The organism is Nitrosomonas sp., from assembly GCF_024282095.1.
Classification (GTDB): Bacteria; Pseudomonadota; Gammaproteobacteria; order Burkholderiales; family Nitrosomonadaceae; genus Nitrosomonas.
In genome coordinates, this window is the sequence record NZ_JAMWZS010000025.1 from 26340 (window position 1) to 42974 (window position 16635).

Below are 16635 nucleotides of genomic sequence, written 5' to 3' on the forward strand. Positions count from 1 at the left end.
AAAAACTTGTTAAGTCATGTTTCTTGATCATTTTGTTAAATGGAATAATATGAATTTCCACAAATGTTCAGAAATATGTCTGAATATCGTTTTCCTTCACTGCGATAACTATTCTCGGACAGCCTCGTGGGATTTACACTTTGAACTTCTTACTGGAAGCAATGAATGATCATCTTCTATAGATGGAACGTATCTTTATAATTTAATATAAGATTTTTTCTTGCATTGATTGCTTCGAGAATTCCTGAACGACAAAGCAACACCGAAACTTTAGTGTTTAAAAGAGAGGCTTAAATAGGCTAATTCTCAGAATAAAATGAATCGTTGTGTGGCAACTAATTGTTAATTAATTGTTTTTTATGGTATGGTTTTGTTCGCATACGTCAAGGCAAACGAGGTAATAGGATATGTTATAACTACTGACTAGCTGGAGATCGTTCGGTTAGTCAGATTTTATGTGTGGGATATGCGGATGGGGGATATAGGTTTCCTAGTAAGGAATCGGAGAAAGTAATAAAATATTCCTATCATTACTGTGGCAGAGATATGAGCAGAAAGGGGGAGGAGTGTATCTAAGGCTCATATTTTTATTTATAGCCGAGAATTAATTCGATAAGTTAATTATTTGAACTCAATCACGCTGATCAGTGAAGATTGAAAGTGATCAAGAAATATAAGAAGCTCTTGTGTGATACTCTCGGCTAGTTATGCAAAACTTCGTCCCGTTTTCCCACATTGTAAACGACTAACTGATTTCATCCTAATTACCAAGGATCCTGATAAACAAATGATAACAAAATGATTATTTTAGAGCGATGCATATTTTCTATTTTGCTATTGGTTTTATTGGTTGTTCAAGTTTCTGGGTGCTCTGTTTTTATGGCTGCAAAACAACCAGTCAAAAAAGATATCAGTTTATTTAGCATAGGCGTGTCAAGAACTGTACTAATTGCCGAATACGGCGCACCCATTATCAGTGAATATAAAGATAATAAAAAATTTGAAATCTTTAAATTTGTTCAAGGATATAGCACAGGAACCAAAGTAAGTAGGGCCTTTTTTCATGGTGCTGCAGATGTTGTGACATTGGGATTATGGGAGCTCGTGGGTATACCGACTGAGATAACATTTAGCGGTGATGAAATGGCTTATTTAATTAGGTATGATGAAAACGATTTGGTTGATGAAGTGATTGCTATAAAAACAGAGTGAATATTATTTGATTGCACCAGTCCCGTGTTATAAAACACGGGGCTCTTCTGTGTATTTTCTTTCTCAATAGCTACTATGCTGACTGAGAATGACAAACGATTTTTTAGCCAATCTGTATAATTTTCGCAACAGAAGGTACTCCTGAAGCATCCCAAACAAAAACCATATAGAAGCCTGGGGGAGCTATATTGGCTGTTGCCGGTGTTCGCACGGTCACAATGGTGCCTGTTTGTGGAATGGGTAGATTAAAAAAGCGCGTCTCGTGATCAAATGTATGTGTGGCTGCACCTACGCGCACAAGCGTGACTTTGGAGATACTAGCGGTTGCTTCGATTGAGAATTCTTGATCCCAGGTAATTATTGTCGTCGGAGCATCAATAATTTCCGGACGAGGTGCAAATTCACCGCTTCCATCTGTTTTAAACAGATAAGGTGGGTAGAAAATTTCACCATTTAACTGCTTGAGCGGACCTGGCGCACCACCTCCTCCAGTGATTACAGTTCCATCCGGAAGCAAGAGTGAAGCGGAATGATATAGCCTTGCTGTAGCTGCGCTTGCTGTGGTTGTCCAGTGACCAGTATTCGGATCCCAAAGCTCGGATTCTAATGCCATACCTACTAGATCATTGCCGGTCGATGAACCGCCATTAACCCAGACCCGGCCGTCGGCAAGTACAGTTGCACTACCATACTGGCGATCTTTTGCTAGAAGACCGGCTGGGGATACAATGGGTTCACCGGTACCGTTGATATCAACGTTTACTGCCACACGATCTTTGCGGACAGAGAGAATTCGACCAGGAGCATACATTACACTGGGCAAGTTATTGCGACCAACTACAGTTTTTGCTTTGTATTTAGTGAGCGTACCAGTACCTGAAATATCAAGCTTATACATTGGCCCATTGTGCCCAAGAATGAATATCGTGCCTTGTGGATTCACCCAGGCTCGCGGATAAAACCACGAGGCGCCACCGAGTCCTCCGTAAGCAGCGTCACTACTTGCTGTACTGAGTGTTCGCCAATTGCCAGCCACCGATCGTACCTCCGGTATGGGCGAATAGTTTTCCACGGTAGCTGGAATAGTCGATGTTCCCGCAAAATTTCTATCGTTACGACCGCCCAGTATGGCATGTTCGCCATTTGGCATAGTTACTGCCGTTGCATACCAACGCTTAAAAGCCATATTTTGAGTTTGGCGTATGAGTGTATCCGTAGTCGGATCAAAGATATTGACGTCACTATTTGCATAGTTGCGCTTTGTGTTCACCACAGCATCCCCACCGACGATCAGTGCATGACCTGTCGCAGGGATCAATGCTTGACCTGCACAAAAAATATCTGTATTGGTGGTATTGGGTAAAATTTCAAACGCACTGGTGCCGGTCCCCACCGAGGGATCCCATATCGCATAATGCAATTTGGCATTCTGCACCCCGGCCGGGGTTGTTCCATAAGCAAATACCCGTCCATCGGGCATAAGCATCATGGCGAGCGGTATAATCGGCCAATTGTGCAGGGGGCCAAATTCTCCTTTCAAGTGCGCTTCTGGTCCTGCTGCCAGTGCGGGCGTAATAGCCCTGTCAGTCAATGAGAAAAAGGCCAAAGTAGCTACTATAAGATACTTTAGACGCCACATCCCTTGTGCAGGAAGAAAATGCTTAAACATTATTTATAGCTCCTGATATTGAATATAAGAACTGGAGAGACATCGATTCTTTTATCATCATGGAAAATAATAAAAAATCTATATTAAACAAACAACAGCATGCCCGTAAACGAGCAGAAAAACATTGCATTATCGCCTAGTTTCTATAAAAAATTGAAAATTTAACTTCAATTTCTCATACAAATAAAAATAGCGCTTTAGTTTATAGGTGCAGTGATAAATATCGCCTACTTTTCAAATTTTACTATAGGTGATAGATCAAGATTTGTCATGGGTCAAATCTACTTATTTTATAAGCAAAACATCCTGTATTTTTTGATTAAAAAGCAGGGCATCTGCTTAAATTGATTTATAAAATGTGCTGCATGAAGATGAGCACCATGACACACGGTGATATGTTGCTGGTTCATATGATTCTGTAGGAATCAAGGTGGGATGATAGGCGATAGCCACATTGATATCTCTTTTGAATGTCTTAAACATATTTGTATCAATCATCAATAAGCACATGACCAAAAAAAGCAAATACTCCGATAGCAACGCCAGTAACAAACTGAGCATGCACCAAGTAAGAAAATTTCTTCAGCTCAGCGGGTGTATAACGTAAGGTCAAGAACAGGCCGAAGATTCCTTGCCAGATGATCAGTACCAGCAAGGCTGGGAAGAAAAGAATGTAGCTATATCGAGAGAATCCCATCATGGTGATATGTAACAGAATGATGGCGATTGTTGCAATGCCGATGTAAATATGTGTGCGATTCATCCAGGTTAGCAAGCGGTTAAGATGGGATGAATTGATCGGGGGGACATAATCCGGGAGCAAACGCTGCGCTAATTTTCCTTGACCCAACGCCAGTTTCAGCAAGGTGCGGAAATAAATGAATGCCAGCAGTACTAAACCCGTTTTACCAAAACCTTCACCGAGTTCGGTCAGGAATGTTTCGCGTTCTTCAGGAATTGAGTGAACCGAATAAGCATAAATAAAATATACCAATGAAACCAATGAAATAACAAACACATAAATGAGGAAATTGCGGATATTCTTGAACGATTGCTGCATGTTATTGATCAGTGTGCTTGATGGTAAAATTTAATATTCATAATCATGATGTTGTATGTTCGCGCTATAAACCTGCCTGCGGTGAAAAATGTTAAGTGTTATCAATCCAAGAAGAAACGATAGGACCACTGATGGTTCAGGTACAGGCGAGATGGTAAAATCAAAATTGCCTTGTACATGATTCGACAATAGGATATTACAATCAGGAAGGCATATGGATTCCAAACCTGGCCCGCCTTGGAGTCCCACGGTATAAAGCTGCCCCGCAACAATGGGGCGTGAAAATAGACCATGCGCTGTTGGATCGAATACATCAGACAATAATAAGCCGCCGCCCGGCCCACTCCAATTAATATTCCAGCCAATCAAGCCAAATGCATCACTCCCAATGGTATCCACGACTGAAACGTCATATACCATGGAAAAAGAACCATCGTTGTCCGCTATAAACGAATAGCTCCAGAAATTATTTCTCAAACCGACTAAATAGAAGTTTGCTTCACCTGAATAGCCAAATTCACTGAAAGAAACATGTCCTGAATTACCACCAGATCCCCAAGTTGCCTCAGCACTCCCGGAAACAGTAAGCGATTGATTGGCATCCACTGCGGTTGCATTAACTGCGGCATGCAAGGGTGCCAGTGGCGTTCCCCATGAATCTGTCGCAGAGTCAAGGACAAGGCTGGTCACAACGGCAGTATCGCCATCCAGTTCTTTTAATACTGCTTCTGCATGTAAATCAATTAAGGCTGAAACAGGCACGGCAAGTGCTGTATTAGTGAGACTACATAAGAATACAGCTAATGTGATGATCAAGTGCTTACTGTTCACGATAGCAGCCTCATTTTTTATGGAATTGGAATCATAAGGCTCCAATTATAAACACGCAAATTTTATATGGACTTAATCCTTCAGTGTTTGCGGTAAAGAATTGGTGCTAATGCGTTTGATAACCCATGACCTTAATGATTTTCCACGTAAAGTCATGAATGTGAACATCCTCGTTGGCTAAAGGCATCGATAAAGCGCCTTTCGATACCGGCGGCAGATCCAGATCAATGTGATGTATTTTGGGGTCGTGCGACATGGTGGCGTGCATGTCCATGTGATGGTGGCCGTGGATGGGTTCCATGCTGACAACCAATTGGGTTACATGGTAATTTTCACTGCCGTTGTAGATCGTGCCACTAAAAATCCCCCAGCCGAATCCGGCATCAATTTTCAGTTTCTGAATGGCTTCCGCGGGCAATTCGATCGAATGGGATTGTTTTGAGTCGGATTGTTGACAACAAGGCGTCGTGGCTAAAGATTCACTGGCTATCGCGGTATGCGAAATGGCCAGTATTACCAGCGATGATTGCACGAGAATACGCTTAATTGATTGAGATAGAGGTGTCATTAAATGTCCTTAACACAGTAAACCGTAAATAGAAATTGATTGGGATTATAAATCAAGGGGCGGATTTTATTGGAACAGATGATATAGCATCAATGTAGAAATGTCGGCTTACGATAGTATTTTTACGCTATCGAGTAATACGCATGAATGCTGTGAAAACTTTGCATCGCGTTGCAAGAATGTTTTATTTCTTCTGATAAATCCAATCATTCAACAGGGAACGCGCAGCAGCAATAATTTCCGATGCAGTCATACCCAGTGGGCCGTGATTATGTTGCAGCAGGCTATCGGCGGCGGCGCCGTGCAAGTAAACCGCCAGCAACAGCGCATGATCCGGATTCAAGCCTTGAGCAATCAGCGCACCGATCATTCCCGCCAGCACATCGCCGGTTCCCGCAGTGCTGAGTCCGGGATTGCCGCTGGTGTTTATGTGGCGTTCTCCATTGGGAAAGCAGCAAATACTCCCGGCACCTTTCAGCACTACGTAGCAATTGAATTGTTGTGAAATTCTATACGCGGCATCCATACGGTTGTTTTGTATGACATGGGTATCCGTTTTCAACAGACGGGCGGCTTCAGCGGGATGCGGGGTCAAGATATTCGGAGCTTTGCGTTGACTGAGTTTCTTGGCCAGGTGCGGATGTATGGCGATTAGATTTAATGCATCGGCGTCCAGCACTAGAGCCCATTCGGTACTGAGCGCGCAATCCAGCCAGGACAGTGCTTCCGGTTCGTCACCTAAACCGGGGCCGGCCACCAGACAGTCTAATGATTTCAGCTTAAATAGTTCCGGAGGCGAGCGCAGCATCAATTCAGGTTGTGAAAAATCAACGGGCGGGGCAAGACGAGTCAGCAAGCCAAGGTAGACGCGTCCAGCGCCCAGATACAAGGCCGAGCGACCGGCAAGCAGCGCTGCGCCGACCATGCCGGTAGCGCCACCCAGAATGGCGAGATTGCCGAACGTGCCTTTGTGGCTATTGGCACAGCGCGGAGGGGGCAGCAGCGATTGCGCCAGCTTTTTATTAAGCAGCCAGATGTGTGGTGCGGGTGGTGAGGCGAGTGGGATATCCAGATCGCACAACACAACCGTGCCGCAGCACTCAGGCCCGAAGTTGGTGAACAGACCGGGTTTTAATCCGATGAATGTCACGGTAATGGTGGCGCGTACCGCCACACCATAAATGCAGCCGTCATCGCTGCCCAGCCCGGATGGAATATCCAGCGACACGATGGGAACAGGCACCTGATTGACGCGATCCACCCATTCCCGGTATTTGCCTTCGATCGGGCGATGCTTGGATTGATCCAGGCCGATGCCGAATAAACCGTCAATCACGACATCCCAATGTTGATCGTTGGGGATGTCGGCGGAGATTTCGCCGCCGCCGGCGAGCCAGGCTTGCATTGCCTGCTTGGCATCGAACGGTACGCGGTCGCGGTCGCCGGTAAATGCCACAGTAACCGCATGGCCCCATTCCTGCAGATAACGTGCCACAACGAAAGCATCGCCGCCGTTATTGCCTGGGCCGGCGAGTACCAATACAGAATGATGCGTGTGCTTAAGCAATTGATCACGGATGATTTGCGCAGCTGCCAAGCCGGCCTTTTCCATCAAGCGGGGAGGGTTGGGCAGCATTGCCGCCTGATGTTCAATGTCACGTATTTCTGCAGTCAAAAAAACGGAATCAGCATTTATCATATTTGTCAGCATCATCGGATGAGCAACGATAAGTATATCTTCTCGTGTAAAATTGTAATCTTTAAATAACAGTTTGATACTCCCCGATGCTCCAATTCTGTGGTGGACGTGCGCTATCTTCGTTTCGTCTGGAAAAATTACTCAAAGAAATTAATACGCTGGATCTGCAAGTAGTCTCGGTAACTACCGAATATTGGCATTTTTGTTCGATGACACGGAATTTGCAGATTGAGGAATTCAACGCGCTGAGGAGGTTACTCAATGATGACCCGGCTCAGGAAAACAATCCGCATCCTGGCGAATTTTTTTTGGTGTTGCCACGCCCGGGCACAATTTCCCCCTGGTCCAGTAAAGCGACGGATATTGCGCATCACTGCGGGTTAACTGCGGTTGAGCGCATCGAGCGCGGTATCGCGTATTACATTCAATGCCATGAACAACTTTCGGATCAGGATAAGGCGCGCCTCATGCCTTTGCTGCATGATCGCATGACGGAAGCCGTGTTTGCTTCGTTTGACGATGCAGCTAAGTTGTTTCAGCATTTTGCACCGAAACCGCTCAACGAGATTGATGTGCGGCATGGCGGTATCGAAGCGTTGCGGCAGGCGAATCAAGCCATGGGGCTGGCGTTATCAGCGGATGAAATTGAATATTTATTGCATCATTTTCAACGAGTGCAACGTGATCCGACGGATGTTGAATTGATGATGTTCGCCCAGGCCAATTCCGAACATTGCCGCCATAAAATATTTAATGCGGATTGGATTGTGGACGGTAAAGCGCAGGATAAATCGCTGTTTGCGATGATACGCAACACGCATCAAGCGCATCCGCAAGGCACGCTGGTGGCTTATGCGGATAACGCCAGTGTCATCGAAGGCGCGGAAATTGCGCGTTTTTACCCAGGCGATCGGCAGGTTTACGGCTATGCCCAGGAACAAACGCATATTTTGATGAAAGTCGAAACGCATAACCATCCGACCGCCATTTCGCCTTTTCCCGGTGCGGCCACCGGTGTTGGCGGGGAAATCCGCGATGAGGGTGCAACCGGCCGCGGTGCCAAGCCCAAAGCCGGATTATCCGGTTTTTCGGTATCCAATCTGAATATTCCCGGTTACACGCAACCGTGGGAATACGATCGTTCCCATTCTGCTGATGACCCATCAACTTACGGCAAACCGGCGCGTATTGCTTCGGCGTTGCAGATCATGCTGGAAGGGCCGATTGGCGGGGCAGCGTTTAATAATGAATTCGGGCGGCCTAATCTGGCGGGTTATTTCCGTACTTTCGAGGAGCGCGTTGCTGGAGAGATGCGCGGCTATCACAAACCGATCATGCTGGCGGGTGGCATTGGGCAGATTTCCGATCGGCACGTGCGCAAGGAAAAATTTCCACCGGGTGCATTGCTGATTCAACTGGGTGGCCCGGGCATGCTGATCGGTCTGGGTGGCGGCGCGGCTTCCAGTATGGATACCGGCAGCAATACCGAAGCGCTGGATTTTGACTCGGTGCAGCGCGGTAATCCGGAAATGGAGCGGCGCGCGCAGGAAGTGATTGACCGGTGTTGGCAGTTGCAAAGAACCGGCGCTGATAATCCGATTTTATTCATTCATGACGTCGGCGCGGGTGGTTTATCCAATGCATTTCCGGAATTGGTGCATGATTCCGGCAGAGGCGGGCGGTTCAATTTGCGTGATATTCCGTCTGAGGAAACCAGCATGTCGCCGATGCAAATCTGGAGTAACGAAGCACAGGAGCGGTATGTTTTGGCGATCAAACCGGAATCACTGGCGGTATTTCAAAGCATTTGTGAGCGCGAACGTTGTCCGTTTTCCGTTGTGGGCGAAGCCACTGCCGATGAACAGCTGATCGTGACTGATCCGCAATCGGCAACACCGCCGGTGGACATGCCGTTGCCGGTATTGCTCGGCAAACCACCGAAAATGACGCGCGATGTGATGCACAAGAGCAGCATATTACCCGCCATTGATTTATCCGGTGTGAATCTGACCGAAGCCGCCTACCGGGTATTGCGTTTGCCCGCGGTGGCCGACAAAACCTTTCTGATCGCCATTGGTGACCGCAGCGTCGGCGGCCTATCGGCGCGCGATCAGATGGTTGGTCCATGGCAGATTCCGGTTGCCGACGTCGCCGTGACCAGCATGGGTTATCAGACCTATCTGGGGGAAGCATTTGCCATTGGGGAACGTACACCATTGGCGTTGATTGATCCCCAGGCGGCGGCACGCATGGCAGTAGGAGAGGCCATCACCAATATCGCGGCGGCACCGATTGCGGAAATCAGCAAAATCAAACTGTCCGCTAACTGGATGGCGGCAGCCGGCCATCCGGGCGAAGATGCCGGTTTATATGACGCAGTGCATAGCGTCGGTATGGAATTGTGTCCGCAACTGGGCATCAGCATTCCAGTTGGGAAAGACTCGATGTCGATGAAGACAGTCTGGGAAGAAACAGACAAAAACACCCATGAAAAAATCCGCAAGGAAGTGACAGCGCCGTTGTCGTTGATCATTTCCGCATTTGCCAATGTCACCGATGTGCGCAAAACTTTGACGCCGCAATTGCGCACCGATTGCAGCGATACCGAATTGATCCTGATCGATCTGGGGCAAGGGCGGAATCGCTTGGGTGGCTCGGCGCTGGCGCAAGTGTATAAGCAAGTGGGCAATGTGGCACCCAACATCGACGGCAAAGCAGGTGCAGAAAGACTCAAGGCATTGTTTGCCGCGATCCAACAGCTGAATCAGGAAAATAAACTGTTGGCGTATCATGACCGCTCCGATGGCGGTCTGTTCGTGACATTGTGCGAAATGGCCTTTGCCGGACATACCGGATTAACGGTGAATCTGGATCAGCTGTGTTTTGACGCGCATAGCAACGATATCGACGGATCTGAATTGCAGCCTGAACAATTGGGCGGCAGATTTATGGAGCGTTTGTTTGCGGTGCTGTTCAATGAGGAATTGGGTGCCGTGTTGCAGATCGACACTGCACAGCATCATGACGTCATGCAGGTGCTAACCGAAGTCGGGTTGCGCGATGCCAGTTTTGTGATCGGACGGTTGAATGCCACTGATGAAATCCGCTTCATGCGCAATAACAAGCCGGTGTTGGCGGAAAAGCGCGTGGATTTGCAGCGTGCCTGGTCGGAAACTACCTATCACATGCAAAAACTGCGTGACAATCCGGTGTGTGCGCAGCAGGAATACGATCGTATTCTCGATGTCGCAGATCCCGGTCTTCAGGTTGCACTGCGTTTTGATGCGAATGAAGATATTGCCGCACCGTATATTCAAACCGGCGTGCGTCCCCGCATCGCGATTTTGCGTGAGCAGGGCGTCAATGGCCATGTGGAAATGGCGGCGGCGTTCGACCGGGCAGGTTTTGCCGCACTCGATGTGCACATGAGCGATATCATTGCAGGCCGTGTGTCATTACAGGATTTCAAGGGATTTGTCGCATGCGGCGGTTTTTCCTATGGCGATGTGCTCGGCGCTGGCGAAGGCTGGGCTAAATCGATTTTATTCAATGTGCGGGCACGTGATGAATTCGAGGCTTTTTTTCAGCGCGGCGACACGTTCGCATTGGGTGTTTGCAATGGCTGCCAGATGATGAGCAATTTGAATGACATCATTCCTGGTGCCGAATCGTGGCCGCGTTTCAAACGCAATGTGTCGGAACAATTTGAAGCGCGTTTCGCCATGGTGGAAATACAGCCGAGTCCATCGTTATTTTTTGACGGCATGACAGGTAGCCGGATGCCGATCACGGTAGCCCACGGCGAAGGCAAGGTTGAATTTTCTGCCGATCAACCTGACAATGCAGCTGCATTGGTGACGGTACGTTTTGTGGACAATCACGGACAGGTGACTGAGCAGTATCCCTATAATCCCAACGGATCGCGCCAGGGAATAACCGGGTTAACCACGCCGGATGGGCGTTTTAATGTGCTGATGCCGCATCCGGAGCGGGTGTTCCGGGCTACGCAGCATTCCTGGTATCCGGAACGTTTGAAATCCGCTGCAACGGAAGATGGACCTTGGATGCGCTTGTTCAGAAATGCCCGCAAATGGGTTGGATAGCCCGCGAATCAATTGACCCGTTAACAGGATAATCAAAAATGACAAATTTTAGTGTAACCCGACGCAACAGAATGTTGAGCATGACTATATTGCTACTGAGCCTATGCTGGAGTAGCGCCTGGGCCGCCGCCATTAAACCGGCGAAAAAACCGACGCTGAATCAGTGTGTGGCGTTAGGGGATTGGGTTGTGCCGGGTTCCGGTCGGACGACGCAACAGGACGTGATTGCGCGCGCAGCAAAAGCATCGGTGGTATTGCTGGGTGAAACGCACGTCAACGCAGATCATCACCGCTGGCAATTGCAAACACTGGTTGCTCTGCATGCGGTGCGCCCCAATATGGTCATCGGCTTTGAGATGTTTCCACGCCGCGTGCAAGCAGCGTTGGATCAATGGGTGGACGGCAAGCTGAGTGAAAAAGAGTTTCTGCGGGTTGCCGAGTGGGATCGGGTATGGAATACCGATGCCAATCTGTATCTGCCATTATTTCATTTCGCGCGCATGAATCGTATTCCGATGCGGGCATTGAATATTGAAACGAATCTGCGTCGCCAGGTAGCGGAAAAGGGTTTTTATGGCATTCCGGTGGAAGAGCGCGAAGGCTTGACGCACCCCGCGGAACCCAGCCAGGCGTATGTGGATTATTTGCTGCCGATTTATAAACAGCATGATCGCAAAGATAAGCAAAAGGGCGAAATCGCCCAGGATGATGCTGATTTCAGACGTTTCATCGGCGGTCAACAACTGTGGGATCGTGCCATGGCGCAAATATTGCAACAGGCGGTGACGGAATCCACAGGTGCGGAAAAACCGCTGGTCGTGGGTGTCATGGGCACGGGCCATGTGCTGCACGGTTTTGGTGTCGCGCATCAATTACATGACTTGGGCGTCAGGAATGTTGCTGCGTTATTGCCGTGGGACAGCGATAAATCCTGCAAAAACCTCGTGGCAGGCGTGGCGGATGCGGTATTCGGCGTGTTGCCGCATGTTTCCGAATCTTTCCGGCCACAGTTCCAACGCCTGGGAATTCGCTACGAAATGGGCCGAGGCGGTGCCGTGGTGCTGCAGGTGGAAAAAAACAGCATTGCCGAAGCCGCTAAATTACAGGATTCCGATGTGATTATTGAAATGGCCGGGCTGCCGCTCAAAGAGACCGAAGATGTGATCAATATCGTCAAACGTCAATCGCCGGGAACCTGGTTACCGCTAACTATCAAAAGAGACGAGCAGGAATTACAGATCATCGCCAAATTTCCTGCATTGAAACACTAACCCTTACCGCACGAAACTATGACGGGACGTACATTCATCAAACTCTGCTGGTTTTTTTTATTGAACTGCGCTATTGCGCAATTTGCGCTTGCTGCGCCAGCTCCTGAGCCTACCAAAGTTAACGAAATTGACTATGACATCACGGTGCGAATCGATCCGATTAACCGTACCTTCGAAGGAAAAAGCATCATTACCGTCAAACGACCCAAGGAGTTGCGCTTGCTGCTGGGCGCTTCCTTTGAAGTCACCCATGCATTTTTTAACGATGCGCCGCTGGGCATTGGCCGTGAACGGAGCAATCAACCGCATTCCTGGCACATACCCTTCAGTTTCAGCCAGGAGTATCAATTTGTGATTCATTGGCAGGGGAAATTGGCGCCACTGGATGATTCGCTCGATCATCAACAGGCGCTGGGCAGACCCATCGCTGTCAGCGGTGCAGTCGGCACGTTTCTGCCGGATGCATCCGGCTGGTATCCGCGCGTTGCAGACGCGTTGGCGCGCTATAAAGTCAAGCTGGAATTGCCTGTGGGGCAACGTGGTCTGGTGGCGGGTCGATTGATTGAGGAAAGTGAATCGGAACAAGGCTATCAAGCAACGTTTGAATTTTCTCATCCGGCAGAAGGCATCGATTTGATGGCCGGGCCGTATGTGGTTGAAACGCAGACACATCAGAGCATTAGCCAGCGTCCAATTCAGTTGCGTACTTATTTCCATCAGCAAATCAGTAGCTTGTCAAAGGATTATCTGGATGCCGTGAAACGCTATCTGAAAATGTATGAAGCGTGGATCGGCGAGTATCCGTACAGCGAATTCAGCGTAGTTTCCAGTCCGACTCCCACCGGCTTCGGCATGCCCACATTGACTTATCTTGGTATCAATGTGTTGCAACTGCCGTTTATCCGCGATACCTCGCTCGGCCATGAAGTGCTGCACAATTGGTGGGGCAACGGGGTGTATCCGGATTACAGAAGCGGCAATTGGTCGGAAGGCCTGACCACGTTCATGGCCGACTACACGTATAAAGAACAGGAAAGCAGCGAAGCCGCGCGGGAAATGCGCCTGGGCTGGTTGCGTGATTTCGCTGCATTGCAACCAGGGCAAGACGCACCGCTGACGGCATTTACTTCGCGTACCCACGGTGCATCGAAGATTGTCGGTTATAACAAAGCGGCGATGTTTTTCTTTATGCTGCGGGATCAATTGGGCGATGAGGTTTTTCAGCGCGCTTTGCAGGGATTGTGGGCGGTGCAGCGTTTTAAGGTCACTTCCTGGCAACAATTGCAGAAGATGTTTGAAATCATTTCAGGACACAGTCTGCAGCCTTTCTTCACGCAATGGCTGGATCGCAGCGGCGCACCCACGATTACGATCAGCGAGGCGAAAAGTATCACGGCTGACTCCGGTCATGGATTGACGATTACATTGAAACAGTCCGATCCGCTCTATCAATTACGGGTTCCGGTTGCCATCCAAAGCGAGCAGGGCACGCAAACTCACGTGCTCGATTTGCAACAGGAACAGCAGACTTTCACGCTGACACTGCCGGACAAACCCTTATTCGTTTCACTCGATCCGGATCTGCGCTTGTTCCGCCAATTAGCGCCCGGCGAAGCACCGCCGATTCTACGCGAAGTGATGGTTAACCCATCGACACAGACTGTTCTTTTATCAGGCAAAGCCGAAGTGCGGAAAATCGCTGAAACACTTGCCGGCAAATTGCAGGACCAGAAACCACAAATCATTGCATCCAACGCACCGCTATCCGCAGCACCAACGCTCGTCATCGGCCTGCAATCCGAAGTCGATGCCTGGCTTGCCGCCAAACAGCTGCCGGCCAAGCCGGGTGAAATCAACAACAAAGGTACCGCGCAAGCCTGGACATTGGCTCGCGCCGATGGTGCATCACTCGCGATCATTTCCGCAAAAGACGCCGCATCACTCGAAGCGCTGATACGTCCGCTACCGCATTACGGGCGGCAGAGCTATATTGCGTTTGCTGGCCGGGAGGCGGTTGAGAAAGGGATTTGGCCGATGCGGGTGCAGCAGGTGGTGGTTGAGTGATAGCCTGAGTGCATGATTGTGAAGGAATTGTGTTTTGGATAGTTCGTGATTCTGGACATCACACCGTTCTTGCGTCGATGAGATCATCCAGTTCGGCTGATTTATTACCGGTTCGAAAATAGTCGATCCAGACAGACAGACGTATCGACCAATACCCGCCATTACTGGCGCACCCGAATTTCATCAAGGTTAATATCCAATTCGATTTTTCCCTTGAATTTCTTAAGATCCGAAATTTTTGATTTCCGGATTAACTCCTCTAGTGCCAGCACGATAACAGCGGCTTTGGTTTCGGCGTGGGTTACTCGCATTGCTTCGTTTAACAAATTTTCGGGTAAATCTAGAGTGGTTCTCATGATACCTCCTTATATAATGCATATAAGTGTAGGCAATTATGCATAAAGGATCAAAGTTGGTGTTTGAATTAGACGGCCTGCACGAGATACTGCATGATTACTTCCTTTGTAAATTTCGAATGGGCTTTTTGTCGTTTTCTGAAGTGTACGTGCATTTTTAATTTATCGAGCCCCCTAATGCCGCAAGAACAATTATTCTTGGTTATAGACCTGGCCCCTTGATGGGCAATGGCGGGTGATGTTGCAAAGCCCGAATGGCTAACAACGGATTGGGTTTTGTCTTTGTTTGGAAAGCAAAGGAGAATTGCAATGGAGCGATATCGGCAATTTATCCTGGAAGGTGTGCAACATCAACCTGAAATCTGGTCGAATTTAAAGGGACAAATTTATTTAGGTGATACAGCTTTCGTCACTGAAATGCAGAAAAGAATCGGCGAGGAAAAAGACGATTTAAATATACCCCAGCAGCAAAAGCGGCCGGTTGCAAAACCTCTATCTGAGATTGCAGCGCAACACAAAGACCGCGATGCAGCGATCATTGCCGCTTACAAAACAGGTGCATACAGCCAACGGGAAATCGGGGAGTACTATCAATTGCACCCAACGACGGTTGGGGTTATTCTTCGTAAGAAGAAGGATTCTTGATTCTGGACCTGACACCGGCTTTTATGGCCGGCAGGCGATTGAGAAAGAGATTTTGCCGATGCGGGTGCAGAAAGTGGTGGTTGAATTGATGGGGATGGTGTGATGGTGTAAGCACACAATCTCACCGCACCTATCGGACAATCCGATGACCATGAGAACTTGCACAGTACTGTTCTTGTAGATACACTAACCGCGTGACAATTACCTATGATCCAGAAAAACGAGCGCAGGCTCTGGCAGAGAGTGGCTTGGATTTTGAAGATGCAAAGTACCTGCTTGAAGGCATCATCCTGGAAGTCGAAGACATACGAGACTACGGCGAAACGCGAATCATCTGCTATGGATTGCTTGAAGGTCGTATGGTTGTTGTCGGTTACACGCCGCGTGGCGCGGATCGCCACATCTTCAGCATGAGGAAAGCAAATGAGCGCGAACAAACCCGTATCGGCCCGGAAATTGGGCTCTGATCTCAAGCGCGTAGACGCACACGTCATCCAAACACAGGAATATGAAGATCTTCCTGAGCTTACTGATGAAATGCTCATCCGGGCAAAGGTCAATAAAGGTGGCAGGCCAAAGCTGGCGAATACCCGGAAACTAATTTCTTTACGTTTACCGGAAGAGGTTATTAATAAATGGCGTGCCACTGGGCCCGGGTGGCAAACGCGCATGGCAAAACACCTGGAGGATTTGCCGCAGTGAGATCTAAATAGTAGATAGATCATTACAGGTGCTAAGAAAAGATCTGTGTTGCCGCCACCGCCACGGTGTTAGAAACAGACTCAACATGCTCATTTATCACGCATAAACTGCGCTTTTTCGCGATTATCGTCCGCCGGAGGCTACAGAATATATTCCTAATGCACATGCAATATTAGGACTAACTCCTCCAGCCTCATTTTATTTTCTAAAATTCTTCAATCATGTCAGCACATAAAGGCTACGGACAAACGTGGTGGGGCGCGCAGTGGCTCAATTCGCTGTCGCAAATCGACTATGACAATCGGTTGCCGCGGGGACGAAGTTATGCCAATAAAGGTTCGGTGGCGAAAATTGAGATTCAGCAGGGAAACATTCATGCCAAGGTGAAAGGCTCCCGCCCGCAGCCTTACACGGTGAAAATCGAGGTTCCGGCCATGCCAAATCCACAGGCCAAG

Annotated in this window: 13 protein-coding genes and 1 pseudogene; 8 read left to right on the top strand and 6 right to left on the bottom strand. The window is 48.5% G+C overall.

Annotation, left to right across the window (positions count from 1 at the left end):
• The first annotated feature begins 798 nt into the window (after positions 1–798).
• The gene (locus Q0K92_RS08620; protein ID WP_297325399.1) at positions 799–1212 is read left to right on the top strand and encodes a hypothetical protein; all 414 of its coding nucleotides are present in this window, start codon (positions 799–801) and stop codon (positions 1210–1212) included.
• A gap of 103 nt (positions 1213–1315) precedes the next feature.
• On the opposite strand, the gene Q0K92_RS08625 is transcribed toward Q0K92_RS08620, so the two are convergent.
• The 5 genes from Q0K92_RS08625 to Q0K92_RS08645 all read right to left on the bottom strand — a co-directional run bounded on the left by Q0K92_RS08625 (position 1316) and on the right by Q0K92_RS08645 (position 7054).
• Positions 1316–2881, bottom strand: a complete 1566-nt coding sequence (locus tag Q0K92_RS08625) for a glyoxal oxidase (RefSeq protein ID WP_297325400.1) — start codon at positions 2879–2881, stop codon at positions 1316–1318.
• Positions 2882–3371: 490 nt separating this feature from the next.
• Positions 3372–3941: a hypothetical protein gene (locus tag Q0K92_RS08630; RefSeq protein ID WP_297325401.1), complete on the bottom strand. Its 570-nt coding sequence runs from the start codon at positions 3939–3941 to the stop codon at positions 3372–3374.
• Between the two features lie 30 nt (positions 3942–3971).
• Positions 3972–4772, bottom strand: coding sequence for a PEP-CTERM sorting domain-containing protein (locus tag Q0K92_RS08635; protein WP_297325402.1), 801 nt, complete (start codon positions 4770–4772; stop codon positions 3972–3974).
• Between the two features lie 106 nt (positions 4773–4878).
• Entirely contained in the window at positions 4879–5340 is a 462-nt protein-coding gene (locus Q0K92_RS08640) for a hypothetical protein (protein WP_297325403.1), read from the bottom strand.
• Between the two features lie 184 nt (positions 5341–5524).
• Positions 5525–7054 carry an NAD(P)H-hydrate dehydratase gene (locus Q0K92_RS08645; RefSeq protein ID WP_297325404.1) on the bottom strand — a complete coding sequence of 510 codons (1530 nt, stop codon included), beginning with the start codon at positions 7052–7054 and terminating at the stop codon, positions 5525–5527.
• A 71-nt stretch (positions 7055–7125) separates the two neighbouring features.
• Here Q0K92_RS08645 and purL point away from each other — a divergent pair, with 71 nt between their 5' ends.
• Genes purL through Q0K92_RS08660 form a run of 3 tightly spaced genes read left to right on the top strand, consistent with a single transcriptional unit; the run spans position 7126 to position 14477 of the window.
• Positions 7126–11142, top strand: coding sequence for a phosphoribosylformylglycinamidine synthase (gene purL, locus Q0K92_RS08650; protein ID WP_297325405.1), 4017 nt, complete (start codon positions 7126–7128; stop codon positions 11140–11142).
• A 38-nt stretch (positions 11143–11180) separates the two neighbouring features.
• Positions 11181–12413, top strand: a complete 1233-nt coding sequence (locus Q0K92_RS08655) for a ChaN family lipoprotein (protein ID WP_297325406.1) — start codon at positions 11181–11183, stop codon at positions 12411–12413.
• A gap of 18 nt (positions 12414–12431) precedes the next feature.
• Positions 12432–14477, top strand: coding sequence for a M1 family aminopeptidase (locus Q0K92_RS08660; protein ID WP_297325407.1), 2046 nt, complete (start codon positions 12432–12434; stop codon positions 14475–14477).
• Between the two features lie 161 nt (positions 14478–14638).
• Here Q0K92_RS08660 and Q0K92_RS08665 read toward each other — a convergent pair whose 3' ends face one another.
• Positions 14639–14833, bottom strand: a complete 195-nt coding sequence (locus tag Q0K92_RS08665) for a type II toxin-antitoxin system VapB family antitoxin (RefSeq protein WP_297325408.1) — start codon at positions 14831–14833, stop codon at positions 14639–14641.
• Between the two features lie 228 nt (positions 14834–15061).
• On the opposite strand from Q0K92_RS08665, the gene Q0K92_RS08670 reads away from it, so the two are divergent.
• From Q0K92_RS08670 to Q0K92_RS08685, 4 genes and pseudogenes are all read left to right on the top strand, one after another.
• Positions 15062–15478, top strand: coding sequence for a hypothetical protein (locus Q0K92_RS08670; protein ID WP_297325409.1), 417 nt, complete (start codon positions 15062–15064; stop codon positions 15476–15478).
• Positions 15479–15672: 194 nt separating this feature from the next.
• Positions 15673–15945, top strand: a complete 273-nt coding sequence (locus tag Q0K92_RS08675) for a BrnT family toxin (RefSeq protein WP_297325410.1) — start codon at positions 15673–15675, stop codon at positions 15943–15945.
• Positions 15902–16180 (top strand): BrnA antitoxin family protein, encoded by a 279-nt coding sequence (locus Q0K92_RS08680; protein ID WP_297325411.1) that lies wholly within the window; start codon positions 15902–15904, stop codon positions 16178–16180. The genes Q0K92_RS08675 and Q0K92_RS08680 overlap by 44 nt, the downstream gene beginning before the upstream one ends.
• A gap of 221 nt (positions 16181–16401) precedes the next feature.
• A pseudogene (locus Q0K92_RS08685) lies at positions 16402–16635 on the top strand (hypothetical protein); the annotation flags it as partial.